This is a genomic window from [Clostridium] polysaccharolyticum (genome assembly GCF_900111595.1).
GTDB classification, from domain to species: domain Bacteria; phylum Bacillota; class Clostridia; order Lachnospirales; family Lachnospiraceae; genus Clostridium_AI; species Clostridium_AI polysaccharolyticum.
Genome location: NZ_FOHN01000014.1, coordinates 35,569 through 55,222 on the forward strand (window position 1 = coordinate 35,569; position 19,654 = coordinate 55,222).

Genomic DNA, 19,654 nt, shown 5'->3' on the forward strand with positions numbered 1-19,654 from the left:
AATGATTAGAACCGTAATAATACAAAATCATACTATCTCAAAGGAATGATTGTAATCATTGACCTCATTTTTCCGTATTTTAAACAAAATCAGCATAAAACATATATAACTGCCACTAGTAACAATAATACTGCAGCCGTTCTTTTCCTTATGTTACTTCTTCCATCAAAATAAGTCCCCCCTAGCTTATTTTGCGCAATCAGTTGTTCTTTTTATAGTATAGAATAACCCAAAATTATTGTCAATGAATATACATAATGAGATATTTTTTCATTTTATGTACAATATGCACAAATAAAATCCCTAAATTTGGAGGAATTCCCTTTTTTCTGTTGCGCAATTTATTTTTTTCATTATTTAGTTGAATTATTTATGATCACTTGATAACCTAATTTTTTTACATTAGGAACTTCTTTTCCATCTAGCAGATCTAATATGGTTTTTGCTGCTATGACCCCTTCTTCGTTATTATCAAAATTCAAGCAGGTAATAGCTGGCCGATGGTTTTCTAAAATGCTGCTGTTAAAAAAGGAGGCAACCTTTAAATCTTCTGGTATGATAATACCGTCATGACTGCACTTATGCAAAACAAAGTTACAAATGCTGTCATCCATACACAGAATACAATCTGCCTGCTGTACCATCAGTTCCTCTACTGCATTTTCTACTAATACTGCCGTAATTGAATTTTCATAAATAAGCTGCTGATCTGCTTCCAGTCCCAATTCCTTAAATGCATCCAGATAACCTTGATACCTGCTTTGAGTTACCATATGTCTTGTATCTCCACCAATTAAGCCTATTTTTTTCATTCCCCGCATAAGAAGCAGCGAAGTCAGCTCTTTGCAGCCTTCTCTATGGTCACAGTCTATCTGCGCCACTTCTTTATCATTGCACAAACCTAATGTTACAAATGGTATGTGAGATTCTTTTAAATATTCTACGATAATTCCATTCCTGTATGTTCTTGACACAATAACTCCATCTACTTTGTGATTAGACACAATCCTCTTTAGATTGGATATATCCATATCCGATATACTTGCGACTACAACATCATAATCTCGGAGCGCAAGATAATTGCACATGCCTGCAACTACTGACTGAAAAAAAAGCTGTTCACTGACTCCACAATCACTAGGTATTGTGACACAGATATTATAGGTTCTGGATTGCGCCAGTCCTTTTGCTACCGTACTTGGTTTATAATTATGTTTTTCTATATAAGACAATACTTTGTTTCTTGTAGTCGCACCAACACGTCCTTTCCCTGAAATTGCACGAGAAACAGTAGTTTTAGAAACACCTAGTGCTTCCGCAACATCACTAATTGTCATGTTTTCCTTATTTTGCAGTTTCTCTTCCATGCATTCCCTCCTTCCCCTTTTTCCTTTATCTTATGTATAATATTGCTTAAATTTTTGCGCAACTGGTTGCTCTAATAAAAGAGTAACAAATTTGTTTTTCTTTCGCAAGATATGAATTGCTATTTTTTTGATGAAAATTTATGCATTGTTACAAGAAGCGAAGGAAAAAAATAGTTAAATAACTTACACTATTTTTCCCAGTAACTGCAGTGCTTTATTTCCGTAAAACAAATAATTTAGAGAAAACCTGTCTACCTGCTCAATTCTTAGAAGGCTCATAACAACTGGAAATACAAAAAACAAAAACAAGAATAACATTGTTTTTATCGTACTCTTTGTAAAACGGCTTATCACATAATTTACCATCAATAACAGTGAGTACCCAAGGAACCGTACAAGGAACAGTATGATACAATACTGAAGAATTGTACCTCCCGCCCCAAAACACTCCGCAAATTCCGGTATGCTTTTTGCCTTTTGGAACAGACTATGGATTCCATAACTTCTGGATGCAAAAAAGAAATCTTGTGAATACACAACTGCCATTGTTATCACTAGTGTAAGTTCAGACATACCAAGCTTACAAACTGCTGTATAACGGCGTCCCCTTAACGAAACCTTATGCAGGCGGTTCATTCCTGTTTCATACTCATTGGCAAATATGCCTCCTAGACAGATAATGAGTGCTGCTGCACATAGGAATGCATTTTGCTTATCCCTTCTAACTCCTATATCACATAAGCCAAATACGCAATTCCATCCATCCTCATATACCAATGGATACTGTTCCTTTTTATGAATATTAATATACTCTAGTCTCGATTTTACTTTCTCAAACGCATTTTCTCCCTTTATTTTCAGCCTGAGCATTCCAACAAGTGCATTCATTACATCTTCCGCCATCTGCCCATTTTCATATTTGGCATACGCTGACTGTATCTGTTTATGAATGCTTTCAATCCTTTCTTCTTCTTGCTGAATATAAGCAAGCTTCTCCTCTGTCACTTCACCCTCTAATTTTTTCATATACATCTGGTAATAGTATTCCTCTTCATTCAAATAATACGGCTGGTAAACTGTTATATAAGAAAGAGTGAACAATAGCAGCATAATAAGAACCAGTACCCTAGAACCATAAAATACTTTGAATATTTCATGTCTTAGAACAGATACGTTCGCTTTTTTTCTTCTTTTTATCTTTCTATGGAAAGATATCGAATAATTGTGGTATACTCTTTCACACCTTCCATAGAGACTTAAACCTGCAGACAGCATAAAAAGAGCTAGTAAACATGCGGCTATATTACAAACAATGCACTTTCCTACAGGATGTCCCATTACATTAAAGTTCAGGTAATGCTTTGTCATCTGGGCTGCCTTACCATAGTAAATAAGATTAAGATATCTGAAAGGAGATAAAAAGGTATACTTCGGAATCATGTAAGCACAAAATCCAGACACAGCCCCACCTGTTCCAACGAAAATAAAAAAGGTTACATAATTTTCTGCCCATATTCCAATAAGATTATATATAAGCCCTATAACAAATAGTGCAAACATTTTTTGCAGTGCATAATAAACTAAATATTCTCCAATACTTACCTTCATAATGCATTGCTGAAATCCTACAATGGACTGTACTGGAGCTTGAAGCGGAATGCCCCCACATACTTTCCATATAAAAACAAAATTTCCTCCCCAGTAAACAATTACAATGAACATGCAGGACAAAAGCATTACAACTGTTTTTGCTAAAAATATTCCACCACGCCCATTCCAAGTAGAACGATACAATTTAGAAATACCATTTCTTTTATCTTCCAAAAAAAGCAGAATACTTACTACTCCTAACAGAATACATGGACAGATATCAAGCCGGATGGCTCCTAAAATGCCAGCAAGGCCATTTGTACCTGAAAAAACCGGTTTTACAGATTCCATCCGTTTATAATCTTTGCTCATTTTTCTTAAGTTCTTTTTACTGAATTCACTTTGGTTTTCTGCAAATGATTTAATGGCAAAATTGTCCTTTACTTTCTCCTGAACGGAATCTAAATATTCTTGATAACTTGCTATATATTTTATTTCTTCCAAAGTCTCCAAAAGAAAACCTGCTTCTTCTTCCGCAGAAGCTCCATATTCTAATCTGCTTCCAGATAAATACTCCTTTTTCACCTCTTCATACCAGGCATCCGAATATCCTTCCTGCTTTGCAATGTCCTGACTTCTGGCAAAGGAATATAACGCTTCCTCTTCCCTGCTTAACTCGTCCCCATATACTTTCATTACCTGTTTCTTCACACACAGTTCTTTTGCATAATCAAGCCGTTCCTGCTCTGTTTTTCCAAAGTGTTCATAGTTCATTTTAAACTTTCGATAAGAATGATTGAACGCAGGATTGGAATGATACGAAAGCATCAAAATAATGAAATTTGCAAAAAAAAGCATTAACAGACTAATTCGGAACAAATTGTTCTGCAGCAGTTTTCTCGCTTCGGCACGAATTATATTGCCCAACCTATACTTCATTCTTTTCTCCCTATTTTAACCTATTTCATCTTGAAACTCATATAGATAACAATCTTCAATGCTTGCAGTTACCATATTATGCAAAAAACCAGCTGGCACTTCTTCACATATTGCCCGAACCTTAATGAAATTCTCTTCCCGCACTATATTCGTAACCAGATACTTTTTGGAAAGCATTCCAACTTCTTCTTCCTTACAGCTGATTTCAAATACTTTATCCTGAAGTCTCGAAATGATACCTTTTGGAGTTGACTTGCAAATTAAATCGCCTTTTTTTAACAAGATGATTTCTTTGGCTATGTATTCAATATCCTGTACTACATGTGTTGCTATTATAACAATTTTATCCTTCGCTATTTCAGAAATAAGATTACGGATCCGGATCCGTTCTTTCGGATCCAATCCTGCTGTTGGCTCATCCAATACTAACACTGCCGGTTCGTCCAAAACTGCCTGAGCAATCAGAAGCCGCTGCTTCATTCCACCGGAATAACTGCCAATTTTATTTTCTAAGTATTGGTCTAAATTTACTTTTTTCGCAATTGACTGAATTCTTTCTGCCGCTGTTTTGGCATCCATTCCTTTCAAAGCTGCCATGTAAGACAGAAAACGGTATCCTGTAAAATATTCATACATACACTGCTGCTGTGGCATATATCCAATGCATTTCCGATAAGCTTTGCCTAATTTATTGATTTCCTGTCCATTGAATATTATCTGCCCTTCGTCTGGCTCCATATCATTTACAAGAATATTCATCAAGGTTGTTTTTCCTGCACCATTTGGACCTAGTAATCCATAAATGCCATTGCACAAAGTCATTGATACTTTATTTAAAGCAACCGTTTTCCCATATCGCTTTGTTATGTTACTGATTTTTAACTCCACTAATTTCACCCTAACTTAATTTTTTACTGGTGTATATTGTACTCCTTGAAAATTCCCACCTTCAAAGGGTTCAAATGCTGTCAAAAACTCATCCATTGTAATGACTTTTGGAACAAATCTGCTTTTGGTATAGGTATCTCCTTTTTTCAGGTCGGAATAGTCCCCATCATCTAATGCAACCATTTTGCCATCACTAGAAAATGCTGAAACACGCAACATGTCCTTACTCGTTTTCCGGTAACACATATCTTGTTTTACATCATACAAAACATTGGATGTGTCATTATATATGAAAAAAATATTTTCGAACAAAGCAGCATAGCCATGTTCCCCATACTTTATAAGTTCTTCTTTTTTTCCTCCATCTGCAGGATATCGCTCCAATATCATATCATCCTCTTTCGTCGTATAATCTATTCTTGTGCAGTATAGATAATCATGATAGATACAGCCTTTTGCCACAAATGAGCTTTTATCAAGCTGTGTAAAGCACTTCTCCATTTTTTTACTCTTTAAATCGTAACATAAAAATTCACTTCGGAAAAACTTTGGCAAGTAGTCTTCCGCGTCTCTATCTTCTTGATCTCCATCATAATATCTATACAGACAATATATTTTGTCTCTGTTATCGCTAGGACATATTTGTAACGATCCATTACGCTGTTCACCCGTTTGTCTATATTCATAAAGTATTTTTTCTTTTTTCGTTTTTAAGTCAAACACCCGTAAAGAGTTTATACTTTTCAAAGATCCGTTCCATTCTTCCTCATGGTCCTCATTCTTTAGAATATCATTAAAAAAAGTATAGTATAGCTTGCCATTATATACATACATGGATTCTACGCCACCTGTTGGAAACTCATATAGTTTTTTTCGATTATTTCCATCACAGTCACACTGATATAACGTATTTTTCGGGATTCCATTTTTTGCTGCATCAAAATCTGCCGAGATGCAATAAAAGGTATTATTATAAAACAGAATTCCTACGGGCTGCTTATAATAAGCGTCTCCATCGTTACTTCCTAACTTAATCTTCCTTTTTGACTCCATATCATAATATTGAGCGATCTCATCCTGAACATAGTACAGGCCATCCTTTGCAAGATAAAAATTGGACTCTGGATTATATGCATATTCGGTACTGGAAAACTGGATTTCCTTGTCCTTATGCTGTACATATCCAAACACAACTCCTGCTATGACAAGCAGAACCATTGCCAAAAGTATCCCTATTCCTTTTTTATTCATACTGCTTCCTTTCGTGTAACTAGTCTTCGTTATTGCCCTTATCTGATATAGAGTGCTAAGAAATCTGAAATCTACTCTATCTTACAGCCTTCTTCAGCACCCTAATCCTACCAGACCAATGATAAGCATGTCCTACTTATACGTTATATTTGCAAACCCATATGCAGAATCTGATAACCCTCCTGTCTTTTTTGCTATCACCATTTCCCCTGCTCTCTTATAAAGATAGGCACTACCAGCATAGGAAAAGTTATATGGATCAAAACCAACTCCCAAATATGGTGAACAATAACGGGAAGTCTTAAAATCATTATACGCAGTTCTTCCTTTTACATATAAATGCATGGTTCCAAGTTCGAGACCAAAGTGTTCATATGCATAAACGGTAATTCCACTCATTCCATTAGAACAATACACACCTGTTTCTGCTACCTCTGCATTAACAGATACTGCCTGGCTCAACGTGCTTACCCCCAGAACTGCCGATAGAGCTGATACTGCAATTATTTTTTTCAAATTCATCCTTCATCCTCCTATATGTATAAAATTCACGTTTCTATTCTATCGTCTTTTTTTTAACAAGTCAACCATTCTATTGTTAAATTTTCCATTTTTAGTAACACAAATTTGCACAAACCCATTCCAGACATAATATAATAAAGTAAAACTTATCTTCTTTTTTGGATTACTGCTAGAATAACTCCAAAAACCAGTAGCACAACTGCCAAAATAACGAATCCAAATGCAAGGAATGTCTGGCTTATATAAGTAAGTCCTGGCATAGGCCCTTTTCCAGGCAGATTATTATAATAAACTGCAATCCAAACATTTCCTATGCTGCTTATAGCCCCTGCTGCCAAATTGATAATCCCCTTATTCTTCTTTTGGAACGGAAGCAGAAAACAAATTAGCTGTGCAATCCAAAGTACCGCTCCTAGCCATATTATATACTTTTCCATACCATCTCTCCTATCTCTTTTTCCTAAAGTGCCTTAACCAAGTCATCTCTTCTAACGCAACCGTTACAGCAATCATTCTTTTACTAAAATACAGGTTTCTTATGCCTCCCTATTTTGCTTTCATCATATCATGAAATCCTTTTTTTGTTCAATTTCACAAACTGTCAGAACTCCATCTTTCACATAAAACCGTACATCAAAACCAGCAAATGTGATACCATATTTCCGTTCAGGATCCTTATGATAAGCTGGACGAGGATCCTGTTCTAACACACCGATTACGGCTTTGTGCTTCTCTATTGGAATCTGTGCTAATAAATCTGCTGGGAAAACGACCTTCAATCCATAATCCTTTACCTGGCTGCCAAATCCACCAGTCGCTTCTGGATGACAGTCTACATAAGGAAGATATGGCTTAATGTCTAAAATAGGAGTCCGATCCATTAAATCAATTCCAGAAACCGTAATAACTGGTCCTGATTTTTCCTCCCACTCAACTGCTTCTAATTTCACACAAGACAGTCCGATATGATTAGGACGAAATGGAGATCTTGTGGCAAACACACCCATTCTTGTATTTCCCCCTAACCTTGGCGGCTTTACGGAAATAGGAGCCGTTTTCTCCATATTCTCAGAAAACTGCCACAACAGCCAGATATGAGAGTATCCGTCAAGACCACGAAAAGCATCCATATTATGATACTGTGGTTCAAAATATATCTTTCCTTTTAATTCTTCTACAAGTCCACTTTGCCTTGGAATTCCAAACTTCGCTGGAAAATCCGTTCGTATGGTTCCTATTTTATTCATATCGTTCACCTAACCACTTCATTTTTCTCTATAATAACAGGTTTCCATGCATTTTCCAACAAAGAGCTTCTCTTTCACAAGCCTTTTGTATTCCTCTACTGATTCTGTTTCATCTGCTAGTAAAAGTGCCCGCTTCATCTGTCTAATGTCCTCTGCCATATACGCAGTATGATTGCCTCTTCCGACTACCTTAAGATGAGTTACTCCTATTTCCTTCAATTCTTTCAAAGCACAAAGACCACACCCTGTCTGTCCTGTTACATATCCTTCTTCGCAGGCTTCCTCTTTATTTTCTGTAACAGTCAGATCCTTACACATGGACAAATGACTTTTCCCTGCCTTTAAATCACCAAGCACATATGGCACTTTACATAAATGCGTCAGCTCGTCACAATGAAGAGAATTACAGAATGCACCTGTAAAATGACAATATTCATTTAATGCAAATGCCTCAAACTCCAGACCATTTCTTTTATTGGCATCCATACAACGCTTCATATCCTCTACTGTATTTTTCCGGTGAAAGATGATTCTTTGTATGTCAAATTTCTGAAAGAATTCTATCATAGGGCGATTTACTTCTGCGGTCTCTCCACTTAAATGAATCTTACATGGAATCCCTATGGTCCGAATATACAGAAGAAGTCCTGGATCAGACACAATGAACACGTCAAACCCACACTCGATACATTCCCTCATAATCTGCCCTATTAACGGATACTGTTCTGGCATATAGCACAAGGAATTAAAAGTAATTTTAACAGGAACCCCATAATACTCTGCCATCTTTCTAAGAATCTCCAGATCCCCTCTTGTCCCAATCTGTACATTGTAAAATAAAACTTCACGACGGTTAAGAGGAGAAAGAACACCGTATTTTTCATTCCATGAAAAGGGAACATAGCCACAGAAAAACTCATCTGCCCCTGCCTTTGCTAACAGAGGATAATCTTCCACAGAACCCAGTCCTGACACAATTTTCATATAATTCCTCCCATTTTTACAGTAAGGTAAGTACCAGACGGTCAATCCCTTGTTTTAAGTATGCATTGACCATAGCAGGATCCGAAAGAATGGTCTTTTCCAATCCAAACAGGGAATTATACCGCCCCACCATAGAAAGATGCTTTGGATACAGAAATACTTTTTCTTCACAATAACCTGGACAGTTTCTCGGCAGTTTCTGATTGCCTCGATCTCCTGTGGTACAAAAGGCATATAACGTACAAAACTGAGATGTATTGGTCTGGTAATAGGGTAAATGAAGACTGTGGTTTCCTCTAGGTATCTCCATAACTTTGACAGCCCCATTTTCCATATAGGGCTCCACTGCTTCGTACTCATATCTGGCAATCTTCCAAATATCATGCAAGTAATTTTGGTATAATTCACCGTTTACATTATTTTTCTGTAAGTTATCCACATGTTGCTTTGTGCCAAGTTTATAACCGTAACGAGGATCTTTTCGATATTTATTTAACAATATTCCTAGATTTAACTGTACGAATTCCTCTCCCTTTGTGGCAAAAAGCAGTTCCCGAAACATGTTCACCATTCCCCAGTCATTAACTGCTACTTCAATAGGCTTCTGTCTTTTCTGGCACCACAGGACGATTTCCTGCAAAAGCTCCCTTGTTTCTTCTACAAGTTCATCTCTAAGATAAGTAAAGACTAATGTAATCTCTAAGTTTTCACTTAATGCTTTGTCCATAAGTACCACCCACTGGTTTCTTTCTGGCAACAGGTTATGACAGAACTGGCTGCCGATATACAGACGCTTTACTGGCTGTTTAAAAAGGGGATGGTCCTGTAAATAATTTTCCTCCAGACGCTCTCTTTGAAACACTGCAATTCCTTTTTCCAGATACTCTTTATAATGTTTTGGAGTATCTAAGGAAAATGCAAGCTGGTAAGACTTTTCCAAAACATTCTCTCCTATTGGGCCCTGTCCTCCAAAGCATTCTGCAGTATCCGAAAACCAGTCCTTTTTCTGTCTGGCAAATGTCTCGTAAAACACTTCATCTTCTTTTCTTGGGTACTCCACCAGTTCTTCTGACAGATATCCGTCATCTCCTGTTAATTTAAGGGAAATATATCTGCCATACATGGCTACAAGGCTTTTGACATTTTCCACATACGATTCTTTCCTAGTACAGACAGTATAAGTAATAAAAAACGGTTCTTCTGTTTTTGCTGTTTCCACTTGAAATTCTTCCAAAACCACAGAAAGGTAACTGCTTTGCTCAAACTGCAGAAAATGCAACGTAATTGTCTCTATAGCATCCAATGGATTGGCCACACGAAACGAAAATCCTTCATAAGCAAGTTCTACAATACGGACTTCCCTGTCTTGAACAAAACAAGTTACCAGACTAGAAGGCAGGAATTCCACACCATGTAACTTCATATTTTTACTCCATTTATGCAATTTAATGTGTTTTCTTTCTCATAATAATGGAAGCAGACAATGCAACGAGTGGCACTGTCATAATAATTCCTATGCTCCCTGAAATGCCTTGAATGACTTCCCTAGCCACAAGATCCGTAGACAAAAGCTGTGTCAAAGGAATCTGGTAGGAGTATATCATAATAAGCAGGCTTAAGGAAGAACCTGCGAATGCCAGAATCAGCGTATTGGACATAGTTCCCATAGCATCCCGCCCGATGTTCATTCCCGAACGAAATAAATCCACTGCTTTTAACTCTGGATTTAACGTGGCTAACTCTTTAATCGCAGACGCAATGCTCATAGCAACATCCATTACCGCACCTAATGCCGATACAAGAATTCCTGCTGTAAAAATATTGGTTATTTGCAAGCCATAATCATAACATTCTAACATTAAAGATTCCGCCTCGTTGGTCTGAAATCCTGAGATATGTGTCATTTTCCCCATAATATAAGCAAATAAGCCTGCAAACAGTACACCAGCACTCGTTCCCAGAAATCCACTAATGGTTTTCTGATTGATTCCATCAATCAGTGCAAAGCTGATAATGCTGGTTAAAATAATTACTCCAATTGTAGCTGGCAGCAATGGTGCTCCATAATATAATGCCGGAATTAAAACAAAGAACAGCATAAGCAGAGTGTAAGCTAAACTTAACAAAGACATAAAGCCCTTTTTCCCACCGATTACACCTAACAAAAGAACAAATACTCCAATAGCCCCAAGAAGAATTCCTTCTCTGTCATAATTGTATACTCCCACATTAATAAGACCATTTTCCCTTTCATCTAAGCGAACTACGATCTTTGTTCCCTTCTGGCAGTCTATTTGATAAAGGGCAGTTAAATAATTGGTAATATGATGAATCTCTCCTTTGTGTTCTCCCGTCAAAAGCTTAATTGCAATATTCTGGGAACCCTTTAAGACACCTTCATACTGACTGTCCTTGGTCACCTTTTCACTAGCCAGTTCCACTACAACAGCCTTTTCATAAGTGCTTTTTTGTACTCCCTTGTCCTTCTTCACCTGTAAATGTCCATGGACATACCCATATGCGGCCACAAAAAGCAACACTGCTACTAGAATTACACCCAACCGAATTCCTGCTTCTTTCTTATCAAAGCCATTTTCTGTCCCACTGGAAAACCAACCAAACCATTTCATTTTTTATCTCCTCGTAACCCAAACTTTCACATTCTGTCCTGTATGATTCTTTTTAAAGATATAGGAAATATACCTGCAACACATTTCCTATGTCTTTAAACTCATTTACCACAGATGCCAGAGCTTACTTTCCTCTGACATCTGCAGCCTGTACTTCTATTATTTTATTTCTATAAATAGAAGTCTCTTATTTTTTCTTAACGGCAGCTTTTCCTGTCTTGGAATTCTTGCCATACACGTTTGCCTTAGCAGAATCCTTTTGGTAAGCACTTACTTTTACATAATAGTTCCTGCCTGCTTGTAAACCTGTTAATGTTTTTGTTAAAGTCTTCTGGCTAACCACTACGGATTTCGCATGCTTCATAGCACTATTATCCGCATAGGTAATTTTATATCCCTCTGCACCACTGACACTTGACCAAAAAACAGTAAGAATATTTCTTCTTTTCGACACAACCTTAACCTTGCTTACTGTTCCTGCTGAAACCTTGGTCCACTTAGCATATAAAGTAACTGCTTTTCCATTGATATTGGTAAGATTCTTAACCGTTGCACCATCTTTATAAACAACCGCACCATTTAAAGTCTTAGACCAGCCTGCAAATACATAGCCACGTCTTGTAAAGCTGGCCTTTGGCAGTTTCACGGATTTGTCATATACGGCCGCAAGTTTCTTCATAGAACCATTTGCAAGTATTGTACTTCTGGAAAAACTGATTTTATAAGTGTTTGCAGTCCATTTTGCATATACCGTCACATCTCCTTTCTGTGAAGAAGAAATGCTTGTAATCTTATTCTTAAAGGATGCTTCTTTGTACCATCCAGCGAAAGTATAACCTGTTCTTACTGGATTTGCAAGCTTCTCCGCTTTTCCTTCTGTGTACTTATCTGGATTGGAGGCTGCATTTTTTCCACCATTTAATACATAGTGGATAGTAGAGGTTTGTGTTAGCTCTGCTGGTGCTTTTTCTAATACGATTTCATCTCGGTCTCGCACACGGATACAGGTTCCGTCTGGATTTCGGTATAAAATACCTGTAATAGAAACATTATTCCCTACTTTGCAAACGCTGCTAGTCTTATCGACTCCAGAAGAAGATCCAATATAACCATCTGTTAATGCCTTACATACCACTCCCGATGCATCTTTTACGTAAATGTAGTTTAATACATTTTCGGAGTAATCTAGCTTTACAATTTTCCCTGTTACTTTAACTAAACTTCCTCCATATGTATCATAATCTGCTGCTTCTTTTGCAGTCAGCTTCTTAGGTTTATAAACCTTTTTTCCTGACAACAAGTCATAAGACATTACCATAAGTTCTTTGTCCCCTTGGTAACTTGCCACATAACCTGTTAAACGAATCTTCTGTCCAATTTCAATTCCCTGCTGTGCAACTGGGAAAATATCGATTCCAGCTGTATCATCCTGAATATAAATGGTATCAAAAAATGTAGTTGCAACATCTGTTGTACCTGCCGTTACATAACCTTCCACTGTGAAGATTTCGCCTTCCTTTGCTTTTCTTACCGTTGCAATATCTGTAATCTCTAATTCCTTCTGGCTTTCTTTTAAAATATTCCCTGCAATTACCGTATTGGAATAAGATAATTCATCCGAATTGTTTTTAATCTCTGTATCAATTTCGTAATTGGATAAAAATACCGTTCCGCCTACCCAGACTGCTCCGCCATTCTCTCCAACCTGCTCATAAGCAAGTGCTACAATATCCCCCTTTTGCTGTTCCACATAGTTAGAATCCATTTTCTTAGAATCGAAAGAATATGTAGTATTATGGCCATATACAATGGCTTCTGCTTTTCCACTGGCAATGGCATTTTTATCTACTAGGATACCACATCCACTGTAACAGCTATATGTCATTTTCTCTACTAAACCATTCAGGTATTTGGAGGAAGTATTATAATCGTCGAAATACAGACGGTAATTCTGATTGCTGTAATTCTCATCATCACAAAGTTCATCGCTGTTTATACGGGTTGTAGCTCCAATTGCTGTTAGTAACTTATTAAGTTCTGTGGAAGTCTGGACTGTGGCTGAATCTTTATAATCTGCAATACCACAAAGTACAACTTTTCCACCATTTTTCACGTAATCCGATACTAATGCAATAAATGCATCGTCAAATGTAGTTGGCGTATACGCTGTTCCATCTTTGGTTGTACCAGACTGTTTTGCAGGAGAAGTAATGATCATAAGAGCACAGTCTTTCAGATCTTGTGCTGTAATCTTATCTTTTTTCACAACTACTTCTTCATAATAGCTGGCTGCAAGCTGTCCTAATTCTGTAATGCTGCCTTCATAGTATCCATTTACATAATCATTAAAATGCGTACCATCTACAATTACTTTACTTACCATGCTTCTAGGAACATAGTTTAATTCTATTTTATTGGAATATACTTTATTTACTCCATTGGCAGTTGCATAGACTATTGCAACTACTGTTGTGTTTCCTAAACCTGTATAGGTTAAATCAAACGTATATTTTTTGCTTGTCTGAGAAGGAAGAATGGAAAGTCCAGCTTCACTAAGCTTTTCTCCTTCTAAGTTTTCAACCACTTCTCCATTAATTGTAAACTGGATTTTATCAATGTTTAAATCTTTGTCATTATTATTGAAAATCTCTGTTGTAATATCTGCTGCTTCATTTTGAATCTGCATAGCCGTTGATGTAGTAACAGCTGCGATACCTGCTGCATCTACCTCACTTACCCAGACTGGAGCAGTCACCGCAATATCTCCATCTTCCTGAGTCACTTTAATATAATAATAGGAATAGTCTGGACTTAACTTAAAGTCAATTGTCCCTTCACTAGCAGAAATAGTTTTTGATGCAACGGATAAGCCACCATTTACAATAACTTCTACTTTTCCGATATTCTCTTTTTTGTTCTCTTTATCCACGGTAGCATCTTTTAAAGAAACTGCAATGTTTACTTCGTCTGGAGTTTCTTCCAGAATGGTACCCATCACTTCTCCATTTAAAGTGTACTGAATGGACAAGTCGTTGTCTTCTGTTGCATATGTACGCATATTTCTTAGGGCATCATAAATATTATCTCTTGTTAAGGAATCGGCTAATACAACCGTTCTTGCTGTATTGGCATCTCCCCAGAATCCTTTATGATTATCCTGGTTGTTGGTAGGTGCTACATGCCATCCTTTATCTAATGCTCTTGTATAATACTCATAAGATGGGAAATAACCTGAGCTTCTAATAGCTCCTTCTCCATTACCAACCTCAATCGTTGTAATTAACTGGTCAATTTCTGTGTCATAATATGCAAAATCATAAAAATCACCAAAGGTAGTACCTGGATGGTTAAACTGGCTAATGGAATCTGGCACTGTCTTTAATGCCGCATAGTAATTTACTAAAGACGCACTGCTTCCATTCCCATAGCCTGTGTCATTTCTACTTAAAAATCCACTTGTATTAAAGGTATTCATATGTCCTGGTGCACCACCAGACCATGTCATTTCATACCCCATAACCCCAACAAAGTTATCGCTGGTAAACTGATCTGCAATCTCATGACCTTGCAGCCACTCCGTACTCTTAGAACCATCCGAAATCGTACAGGATGTATCATTGTCAAAATAATTGGAATGGTCTGTAATTGCTAAGAAATCTAAGTTCTTTACCTTTGTGGCATGTTCAAATGCTTCTGTCGGTGTTCCTGCACCATCCGAATAATTGGTGTGGGAGTGAATCTGTCCAAAGTAAGGTGTGTAGTTTTCCTTGGAACGTTCTGTAAAGTTCAAAACTTTCTCCTCACTCTGTACATAACCATCTAACGTAGCATAACATTTGATAACTTGAGGTAAATTGGTTAGTACAATCTTTTCTGTGTACTCTTTATAACTTACACCGTCATCCATAGAGTACATGATTTTTGCACCTTCCGTTGAACAGCTTAACTTTACTTCACTGCCTGGTTTTACAGCACCACCATTTGGTGAAGCTTTTACAGTAGATACCTGTGCCTGCGTAAATCCGTATGATACTTTGACGCTTTCTTTTTTTCCTTCTGATTTCGCATATGTAGTCACAACAGCTGGAAGCTGTGTAAGAACAAGTTTCGCATCTTCCTTGTACTCTTTTGGCTCACTTCCATTCACGCTATAATAGATAACCGCATTTTCTGTTGCACAGGAAAGTGCTACTTCACTCCCTAAAGCTACGGCTCCTGCCTCTGGAGAAACCGTTACAAGACCTGTCAGTTCCTCTGATACAATAGGAGAACCCGTTACTACTACATTACTGATTCTACATGGGAAAGCAGTTCCTACTGCACTGTCTTTTCCATCAATACGGCTGTTTTCCACAGGTGCCAGAAGGCGAACCATTACATGCTCTGCATTGGCTACACTATCCGGCAGCTGCACCGTATAAGCCTGCCAGCCTGCAGTGGCTTCTAACTGATCCATATTTTCAAATGTCTTAGAAGAACTTACTGGTGTAGCACCTGTATAATCTGTGGTTTTAATCACATATGAAATCTTATTGGCTCTCTCGAAATGGATACCATCTGTACTATAAAGGACTTGGTAATACTTCGCTCCAGCATTAGAAGAACGCAACTGGAAGTCAAGTTCCATAGCCGCATATTTATCACTGGAAAACTCTAATTGGAAATACTGGCCCAATGCAAATTTCGTCTGGCCAAGACAATATTCCATTGTTCCGTTATTGTTGTTGCTATACTGTGGCTGATTGCCTGTACTTAATGTAAATGTTGCATTTTTATCTAGAAAATCATTGTTGGCATATAAGTCACCATATGCTACATTTCCTTCAAACTGCCCATTGCCAGCCCATTTCGCTAGCTGACTGGTAACCGTTTCTTCTACGTCGTAACCTGCCTTTTTAAAACTGCTTTCGGAACTGCCGTTACGAAGCTGATAGGTTGTGTTGTACTTTGAAAATACTGCGTATACGTTGGCTTTATCGCCTTCTGCCAGTTTTGCTGGGAAAGCACTGCTCTGGTAAATGTTCAGGCTTTTGCCTGTGCCGTCTGTAATTGCTGTATTGGAGGTACTATATTTTCCTAAAGTTACCTCTTTAATAAGAACGTATTCTGATAAATAGGCATCTTTTCCCTCATCTAGCTGTTCAAGAGTTACCGTCTGTGCACCTATTGGTGCTGCCTCTTTTACTTTGTTTATAACCAGACTTCCACTGTCTGGTTTCTGTAATTGCTTTACGGAACCATATTCCGATATTTTTCCGGTAATTGCAAGTACATCACCAGCTTTGTAGCCAGATAAGCTATCATAGATCTGGAATCCATAGATTTCACCATCTATAACATCCTCAATAATGGCAGTATTTACAGAACCATTTTTTCCATACTGGTACTGTAACTGGCCGACAACTGTAAGTTCTGCTCCTTTTGCCGCTTCATAAGCCTTATCAATGGTTACCGCACCTTCTGGAACTTCACTGGCTGCAATAGGATCGTTGTAAACAACTGGCTGTGGTGCTGTCACTGGTGCTTTACTTGGTTCTGCCGGTGCAGCACTGGCTGTGACTGTCTGGCTTGGCTCTACTGATGGTGACACGGTTACTTCTGGAAGTGTACCGTCAATAGAATCACCTGTTACCACAATGTCATTGATGTTAGAAACTCCAGCAGCCGCAATGTTCTGATCCATACCATTTTTCTGATTCACCGCAATGTTACTTACACGTAAAATGCGAACATATACCTTATCCTGATTGGATGCCACTTCTGGAAGTTTAATCTGGCTAATTGCATTTAACGAAGTTCCCACTGTAATGGTTTCAGATAAGTCCGTAAAATTCGTTCCATCAATACTATACTGCACCTTAAAATCTCTTGGTCCTGTACCAGAAGAACGAAGTTTTGCATCTACTGTTACATGTTCAAAATTCCTGGTTGAAAAAGAAATCAGCCAATATCTATCTGTCATCTCACCATCCCATGAATCTGTTTTCAAAGATGATGATGAAAAGCCTGGGGTTACACTTATGTCTCTTTGTAAAACAGCATGCACACCAGTTGAATCGTCTTCATATGGCAGCAAAGATACCTTGCCATCAGTAAGTATCATGTTGACTAGTTTGTAATCCTTTCCATCTTCCTCAGATGCAGATACAGACTGTACTGGCGTAATGGAGCTTAATACCATTGCAAATACTAACAAAATAGCCAATACTCGATGTTTCTTCACTATTATTTTATTCATTTTTTTCCTCTTCTCTAGAATGATATCTATGTAATCCGTATGGATATACGGTTATTTTTTGACTGGTTACTAAACTATATAAGGCTTAATGGCTTTATATAAATGATTGCCACAGTATTTCTATAAAGAAAAAAGGACTGACTATTAAAAGTCCGTCCCCTATTACCGTTCGTTATTTCTTCTCCCTATTCACATTTTATACTGATATTTTGTAATTCGTCAATCTATTTTCGTGAATTTACAGAAAAATAATGTTACCTGTATTATTTTTGACAAATCCCTTTGGAAAACTCTCTTTTAATTTTCCAGCTGCATACTCTCCCGTACAATGGGAAACTGCTATTTTCTCCACGCCAAATTGCCGAAATGCCTCTATTGTTTTCTGCACTCGTTCTTCATCTGCTGCCACTAGATGAGTTCCGCCAATGACCATGTAAATAGGCATATCTACCCGTTTGCTTACATCTTCTAAAATGTTGACAATGCCAATGTGGGAACAGCCTACGATTAGAACCAATCCTTTTGCTGTTTTGATTCCAATTGCCATCTCATCTTGAAAGGAATCTATGACGTGGTTTGCTGCTTTTTTTAAAATAAATTTCGGATTCAGTTCTTCGAAGTGATTAAACTGACGAAAATGATGGAATATCAATACATTTGGCGTCAACGCAACAGTGTCTTGGGTAATCTTAACTAAATGGATGCCTGCTGCCTGAATTTCTTCTTCGTCGAATGCATTTCCGATAAACTTGCACTCCCCGTCTTCTGTTATCTTGTATTTTGGAGTGAAGAATTCTGCTCCAGTTAGGAGTTTACACTTTGGATTTAGTACTTTTTGTTCTAATAATTTGCACACTCCACCTCCGTGATCGTAATGACCGTGGCTTAGGATTAGGTAATCTACAGCTTTCAGGTCTTTGTTTAGCTTGTCTGCGTTCTGGATAAAGTCACCAGACTGGCCTGTGTCAAAGAGGATTGTTGCATGGGCTGTCTGGATGTAAAGGGAGAGACCATGTTCGTAGTTGAGGAGTGGGATGGTTGTTGATGGGGTGTTTTCTATTAGGGTGGTGATGGTGATACTCATATGGTTTTCCTTTCTGTTTTTACGAACTGAATAATTAAAATATTTTTGATCTATTTTTTCTTTTTTATCTTAGTCTTATTAGTCCGTTCATACGCTAACATTCTGTTTAACTTTTCTTCATTTTCAGCCGCCTTTTTTCTAAGCTTAGTCATATCTGATTCATCTCCCAAAATGTGAATTTTTCTATGGCAATTAGGACATATTGCAACTACATTATCAATAGTGTCAGAGCCTCCATCTGCCAACTTAATAATATGGTGTTCTTCTAAATATGGTTTATTATTCTTGTCATAAAATGGTGCTTTATCTTCACATAGTTGACAATTTTCTTCTGCAATCCGCTTTACAATTTCTTTTAAATACGGATCTCTATAGTAAACCTTTACCTTTGCTGTTTTGCATTCTTTGTCACCCACATAAATCTGTTTTCTTCTTACTAATTCTTGATATGATAATTGTGCCACCTCTTTTTCGAGTGGCTCTTTTATTATCTGTTCTGCAATCTTAATCGGAAATACCCACACACTTCTATCATTCCCATTGACATCTTTCTGCTGTTCTGTATATGGTTTGTCTGCCAATTCAACAATTCCACGATATGTATAATATCTTGGTTCCATTCGTTCAAACAAATGTACTGTAACTCCATTGGTTTGAGACTCAAATAAAGTCTTATTTTGATCTTTTAATCTCTGATCCCCTACTTTTCCCATACCAGTATAATGTAATATTCCTTCTTTCCATGTGTCACAATATATTCCCTTTGTTTCATCAGAAATAATTACTAATGTATTAGTTTTCGTAGAACGTCTCATCCCCCCCATCATTCCACACCCGAATATCTCTCGTAATTGATCATTTGTGACTTTATCTCCTATTTCTATTAATGGAACAAAACTCATAAACTATTGCCT

General features: G+C 37.4%; 13 protein-coding genes. All 13 read right to left on the reverse strand.

What is annotated here, in order from left to right; genetic code table 11:
* Positions 1-353: 353 nt before the first annotated feature.
* The 13 genes from BMY85_RS09790 to BMY85_RS09850 all read right to left on the reverse strand — a co-directional run bounded on the left by BMY85_RS09790 (position 354) and on the right by BMY85_RS09850 (position 19,642).
* Positions 354-1,367, reverse strand: coding sequence for a LacI family DNA-binding transcriptional regulator (locus BMY85_RS09790; protein ID WP_092478096.1), 1,014 nt, complete (start codon positions 1,365-1,367; stop codon positions 354-356).
* A gap of 183 nt (positions 1,368-1,550) precedes the next feature.
* The gene (locus tag BMY85_RS09795) at positions 1,551-3,896 is read right to left on the reverse strand and encodes a hypothetical protein (RefSeq protein WP_092478097.1); all 2,346 of its coding nucleotides are present in this window, start codon (positions 3,894-3,896) and stop codon (positions 1,551-1,553) included.
* A gap of 15 nt (positions 3,897-3,911) precedes the next feature.
* The gene (locus BMY85_RS09800; protein ID WP_092478128.1) at positions 3,912-4,784 is read right to left on the reverse strand and encodes an ABC transporter ATP-binding protein; all 873 of its coding nucleotides are present in this window, start codon (positions 4,782-4,784) and stop codon (positions 3,912-3,914) included.
* A gap of 15 nt (positions 4,785-4,799) precedes the next feature.
* The gene (locus BMY85_RS09805; protein WP_092478098.1) at positions 4,800-6,035 is read right to left on the reverse strand and encodes a hypothetical protein; all 1,236 of its coding nucleotides are present in this window, start codon (positions 6,033-6,035) and stop codon (positions 4,800-4,802) included.
* Between the two features lie 132 nt (positions 6,036-6,167).
* Positions 6,168-6,557: a hypothetical protein gene (locus tag BMY85_RS09810; RefSeq protein WP_092478099.1), complete on the reverse strand. Its 390-nt coding sequence runs from the start codon at positions 6,555-6,557 to the stop codon at positions 6,168-6,170.
* A 146-nt stretch (positions 6,558-6,703) separates the two neighbouring features.
* Positions 6,704-6,994, reverse strand: a complete 291-nt coding sequence (locus BMY85_RS09815; protein ID WP_092478100.1) for a hypothetical protein — start codon at positions 6,992-6,994, stop codon at positions 6,704-6,706.
* 123 nt (positions 6,995-7,117) lie between these two features.
* Positions 7,118-7,804 carry a tRNA (N6-threonylcarbamoyladenosine(37)-N6)-methyltransferase TrmO gene (gene tsaA, locus BMY85_RS09820; protein ID WP_092478101.1) on the reverse strand — a complete coding sequence of 229 codons (687 nt, stop codon included), beginning with the start codon at positions 7,802-7,804 and terminating at the stop codon, positions 7,118-7,120.
* An 18-nt stretch (positions 7,805-7,822) separates the two neighbouring features.
* Complete coding sequence (locus BMY85_RS09825; protein WP_092478102.1) at positions 7,823-8,788, reverse strand: U32 family peptidase; 966 nt, start codon at positions 8,786-8,788, stop codon at positions 7,823-7,825.
* A gap of 16 nt (positions 8,789-8,804) precedes the next feature.
* On the reverse strand, positions 8,805-10,211 hold the full coding sequence (locus BMY85_RS09830) for a hypothetical protein (protein WP_092478103.1): 1,407 nt from the start codon (positions 10,209-10,211) through the stop codon (positions 8,805-8,807).
* Between the two features lie 22 nt (positions 10,212-10,233).
* Complete coding sequence (locus BMY85_RS09835; RefSeq protein WP_092478104.1) at positions 10,234-11,418, reverse strand: YibE/F family protein; 1,185 nt, start codon at positions 11,416-11,418, stop codon at positions 10,234-10,236.
* Positions 11,419-11,605: 187 nt separating this feature from the next.
* The gene (locus tag BMY85_RS09840; protein WP_092478105.1) at positions 11,606-17,656 is read right to left on the reverse strand and encodes a CehA/McbA family metallohydrolase; all 6,051 of its coding nucleotides are present in this window, start codon (positions 17,654-17,656) and stop codon (positions 11,606-11,608) included.
* A gap of 238 nt (positions 17,657-17,894) precedes the next feature.
* A complete protein-coding gene (locus BMY85_RS09845) occupies positions 17,895-18,740 on the reverse strand; it encodes an MBL fold metallo-hydrolase (RefSeq protein WP_092478106.1) in 846 nt (281 codons plus the stop codon).
* A 50-nt stretch (positions 18,741-18,790) separates the two neighbouring features.
* Complete coding sequence (locus BMY85_RS09850) at positions 18,791-19,642, reverse strand: HNH endonuclease (RefSeq protein ID WP_092478107.1); 852 nt, start codon at positions 19,640-19,642, stop codon at positions 18,791-18,793.
* Positions 19,643-19,654 lie beyond the last annotated feature (12 nt).

Coding starts and splice junctions, on each gene's coding strand:
- BMY85_RS09790 (WP_092478096.1), bottom strand. CDS start 1,367: ATGGAAGAGAAACTGCAAAATAAGGAAAACATGACAATTAGTGATGTT.
- BMY85_RS09795 (WP_092478097.1), bottom strand. CDS start 3,896: ATGAAGTATAGGTTGGGCAATATAATTCGTGCCGAAGCGAGAAAACTG.
- BMY85_RS09805 (WP_092478098.1), bottom strand. CDS start 6,035: ATGAATAAAAAAGGAATAGGGATACTTTTGGCAATGGTTCTGCTTGTC.
- BMY85_RS09810 (WP_092478099.1), bottom strand. CDS start 6,557: ATGAATTTGAAAAAAATAATTGCAGTATCAGCTCTATCGGCAGTTCTG.
- BMY85_RS09815 (WP_092478100.1), bottom strand. CDS start 6,994: ATGGAAAAGTATATAATATGGCTAGGAGCGGTACTTTGGATTGCACAG.
- tsaA (WP_092478101.1), bottom strand. CDS start 7,804: ATGAATAAAATAGGAACCATACGAACGGATTTTCCAGCGAAGTTTGGA.
- BMY85_RS09825 (WP_092478102.1), bottom strand. CDS start 8,788: ATGAAAATTGTGTCAGGACTGGGTTCTGTGGAAGATTATCCTCTGTTA.
- BMY85_RS09830 (WP_092478103.1), bottom strand. CDS start 10,211: ATGAAGTTACATGGTGTGGAATTCCTGCCTTCTAGTCTGGTAACTTGT.
- BMY85_RS09835 (WP_092478104.1), bottom strand. CDS start 11,418: ATGAAATGGTTTGGTTGGTTTTCCAGTGGGACAGAAAATGGCTTTGAT.
- BMY85_RS09840 (WP_092478105.1), bottom strand. CDS start 17,656: ATGAATAAAATAATAGTGAAGAAACATCGAGTATTGGCTATTTTGTTA.
- BMY85_RS09845 (WP_092478106.1), bottom strand. CDS start 18,740: ATGAGTATCACCATCACCACCCTAATAGAAAACACCCCATCAACAACC.
- BMY85_RS09850 (WP_092478107.1), bottom strand. CDS start 19,642: ATGAGTTTTGTTCCATTAATAGAAATAGGAGATAAAGTCACAAATGAT.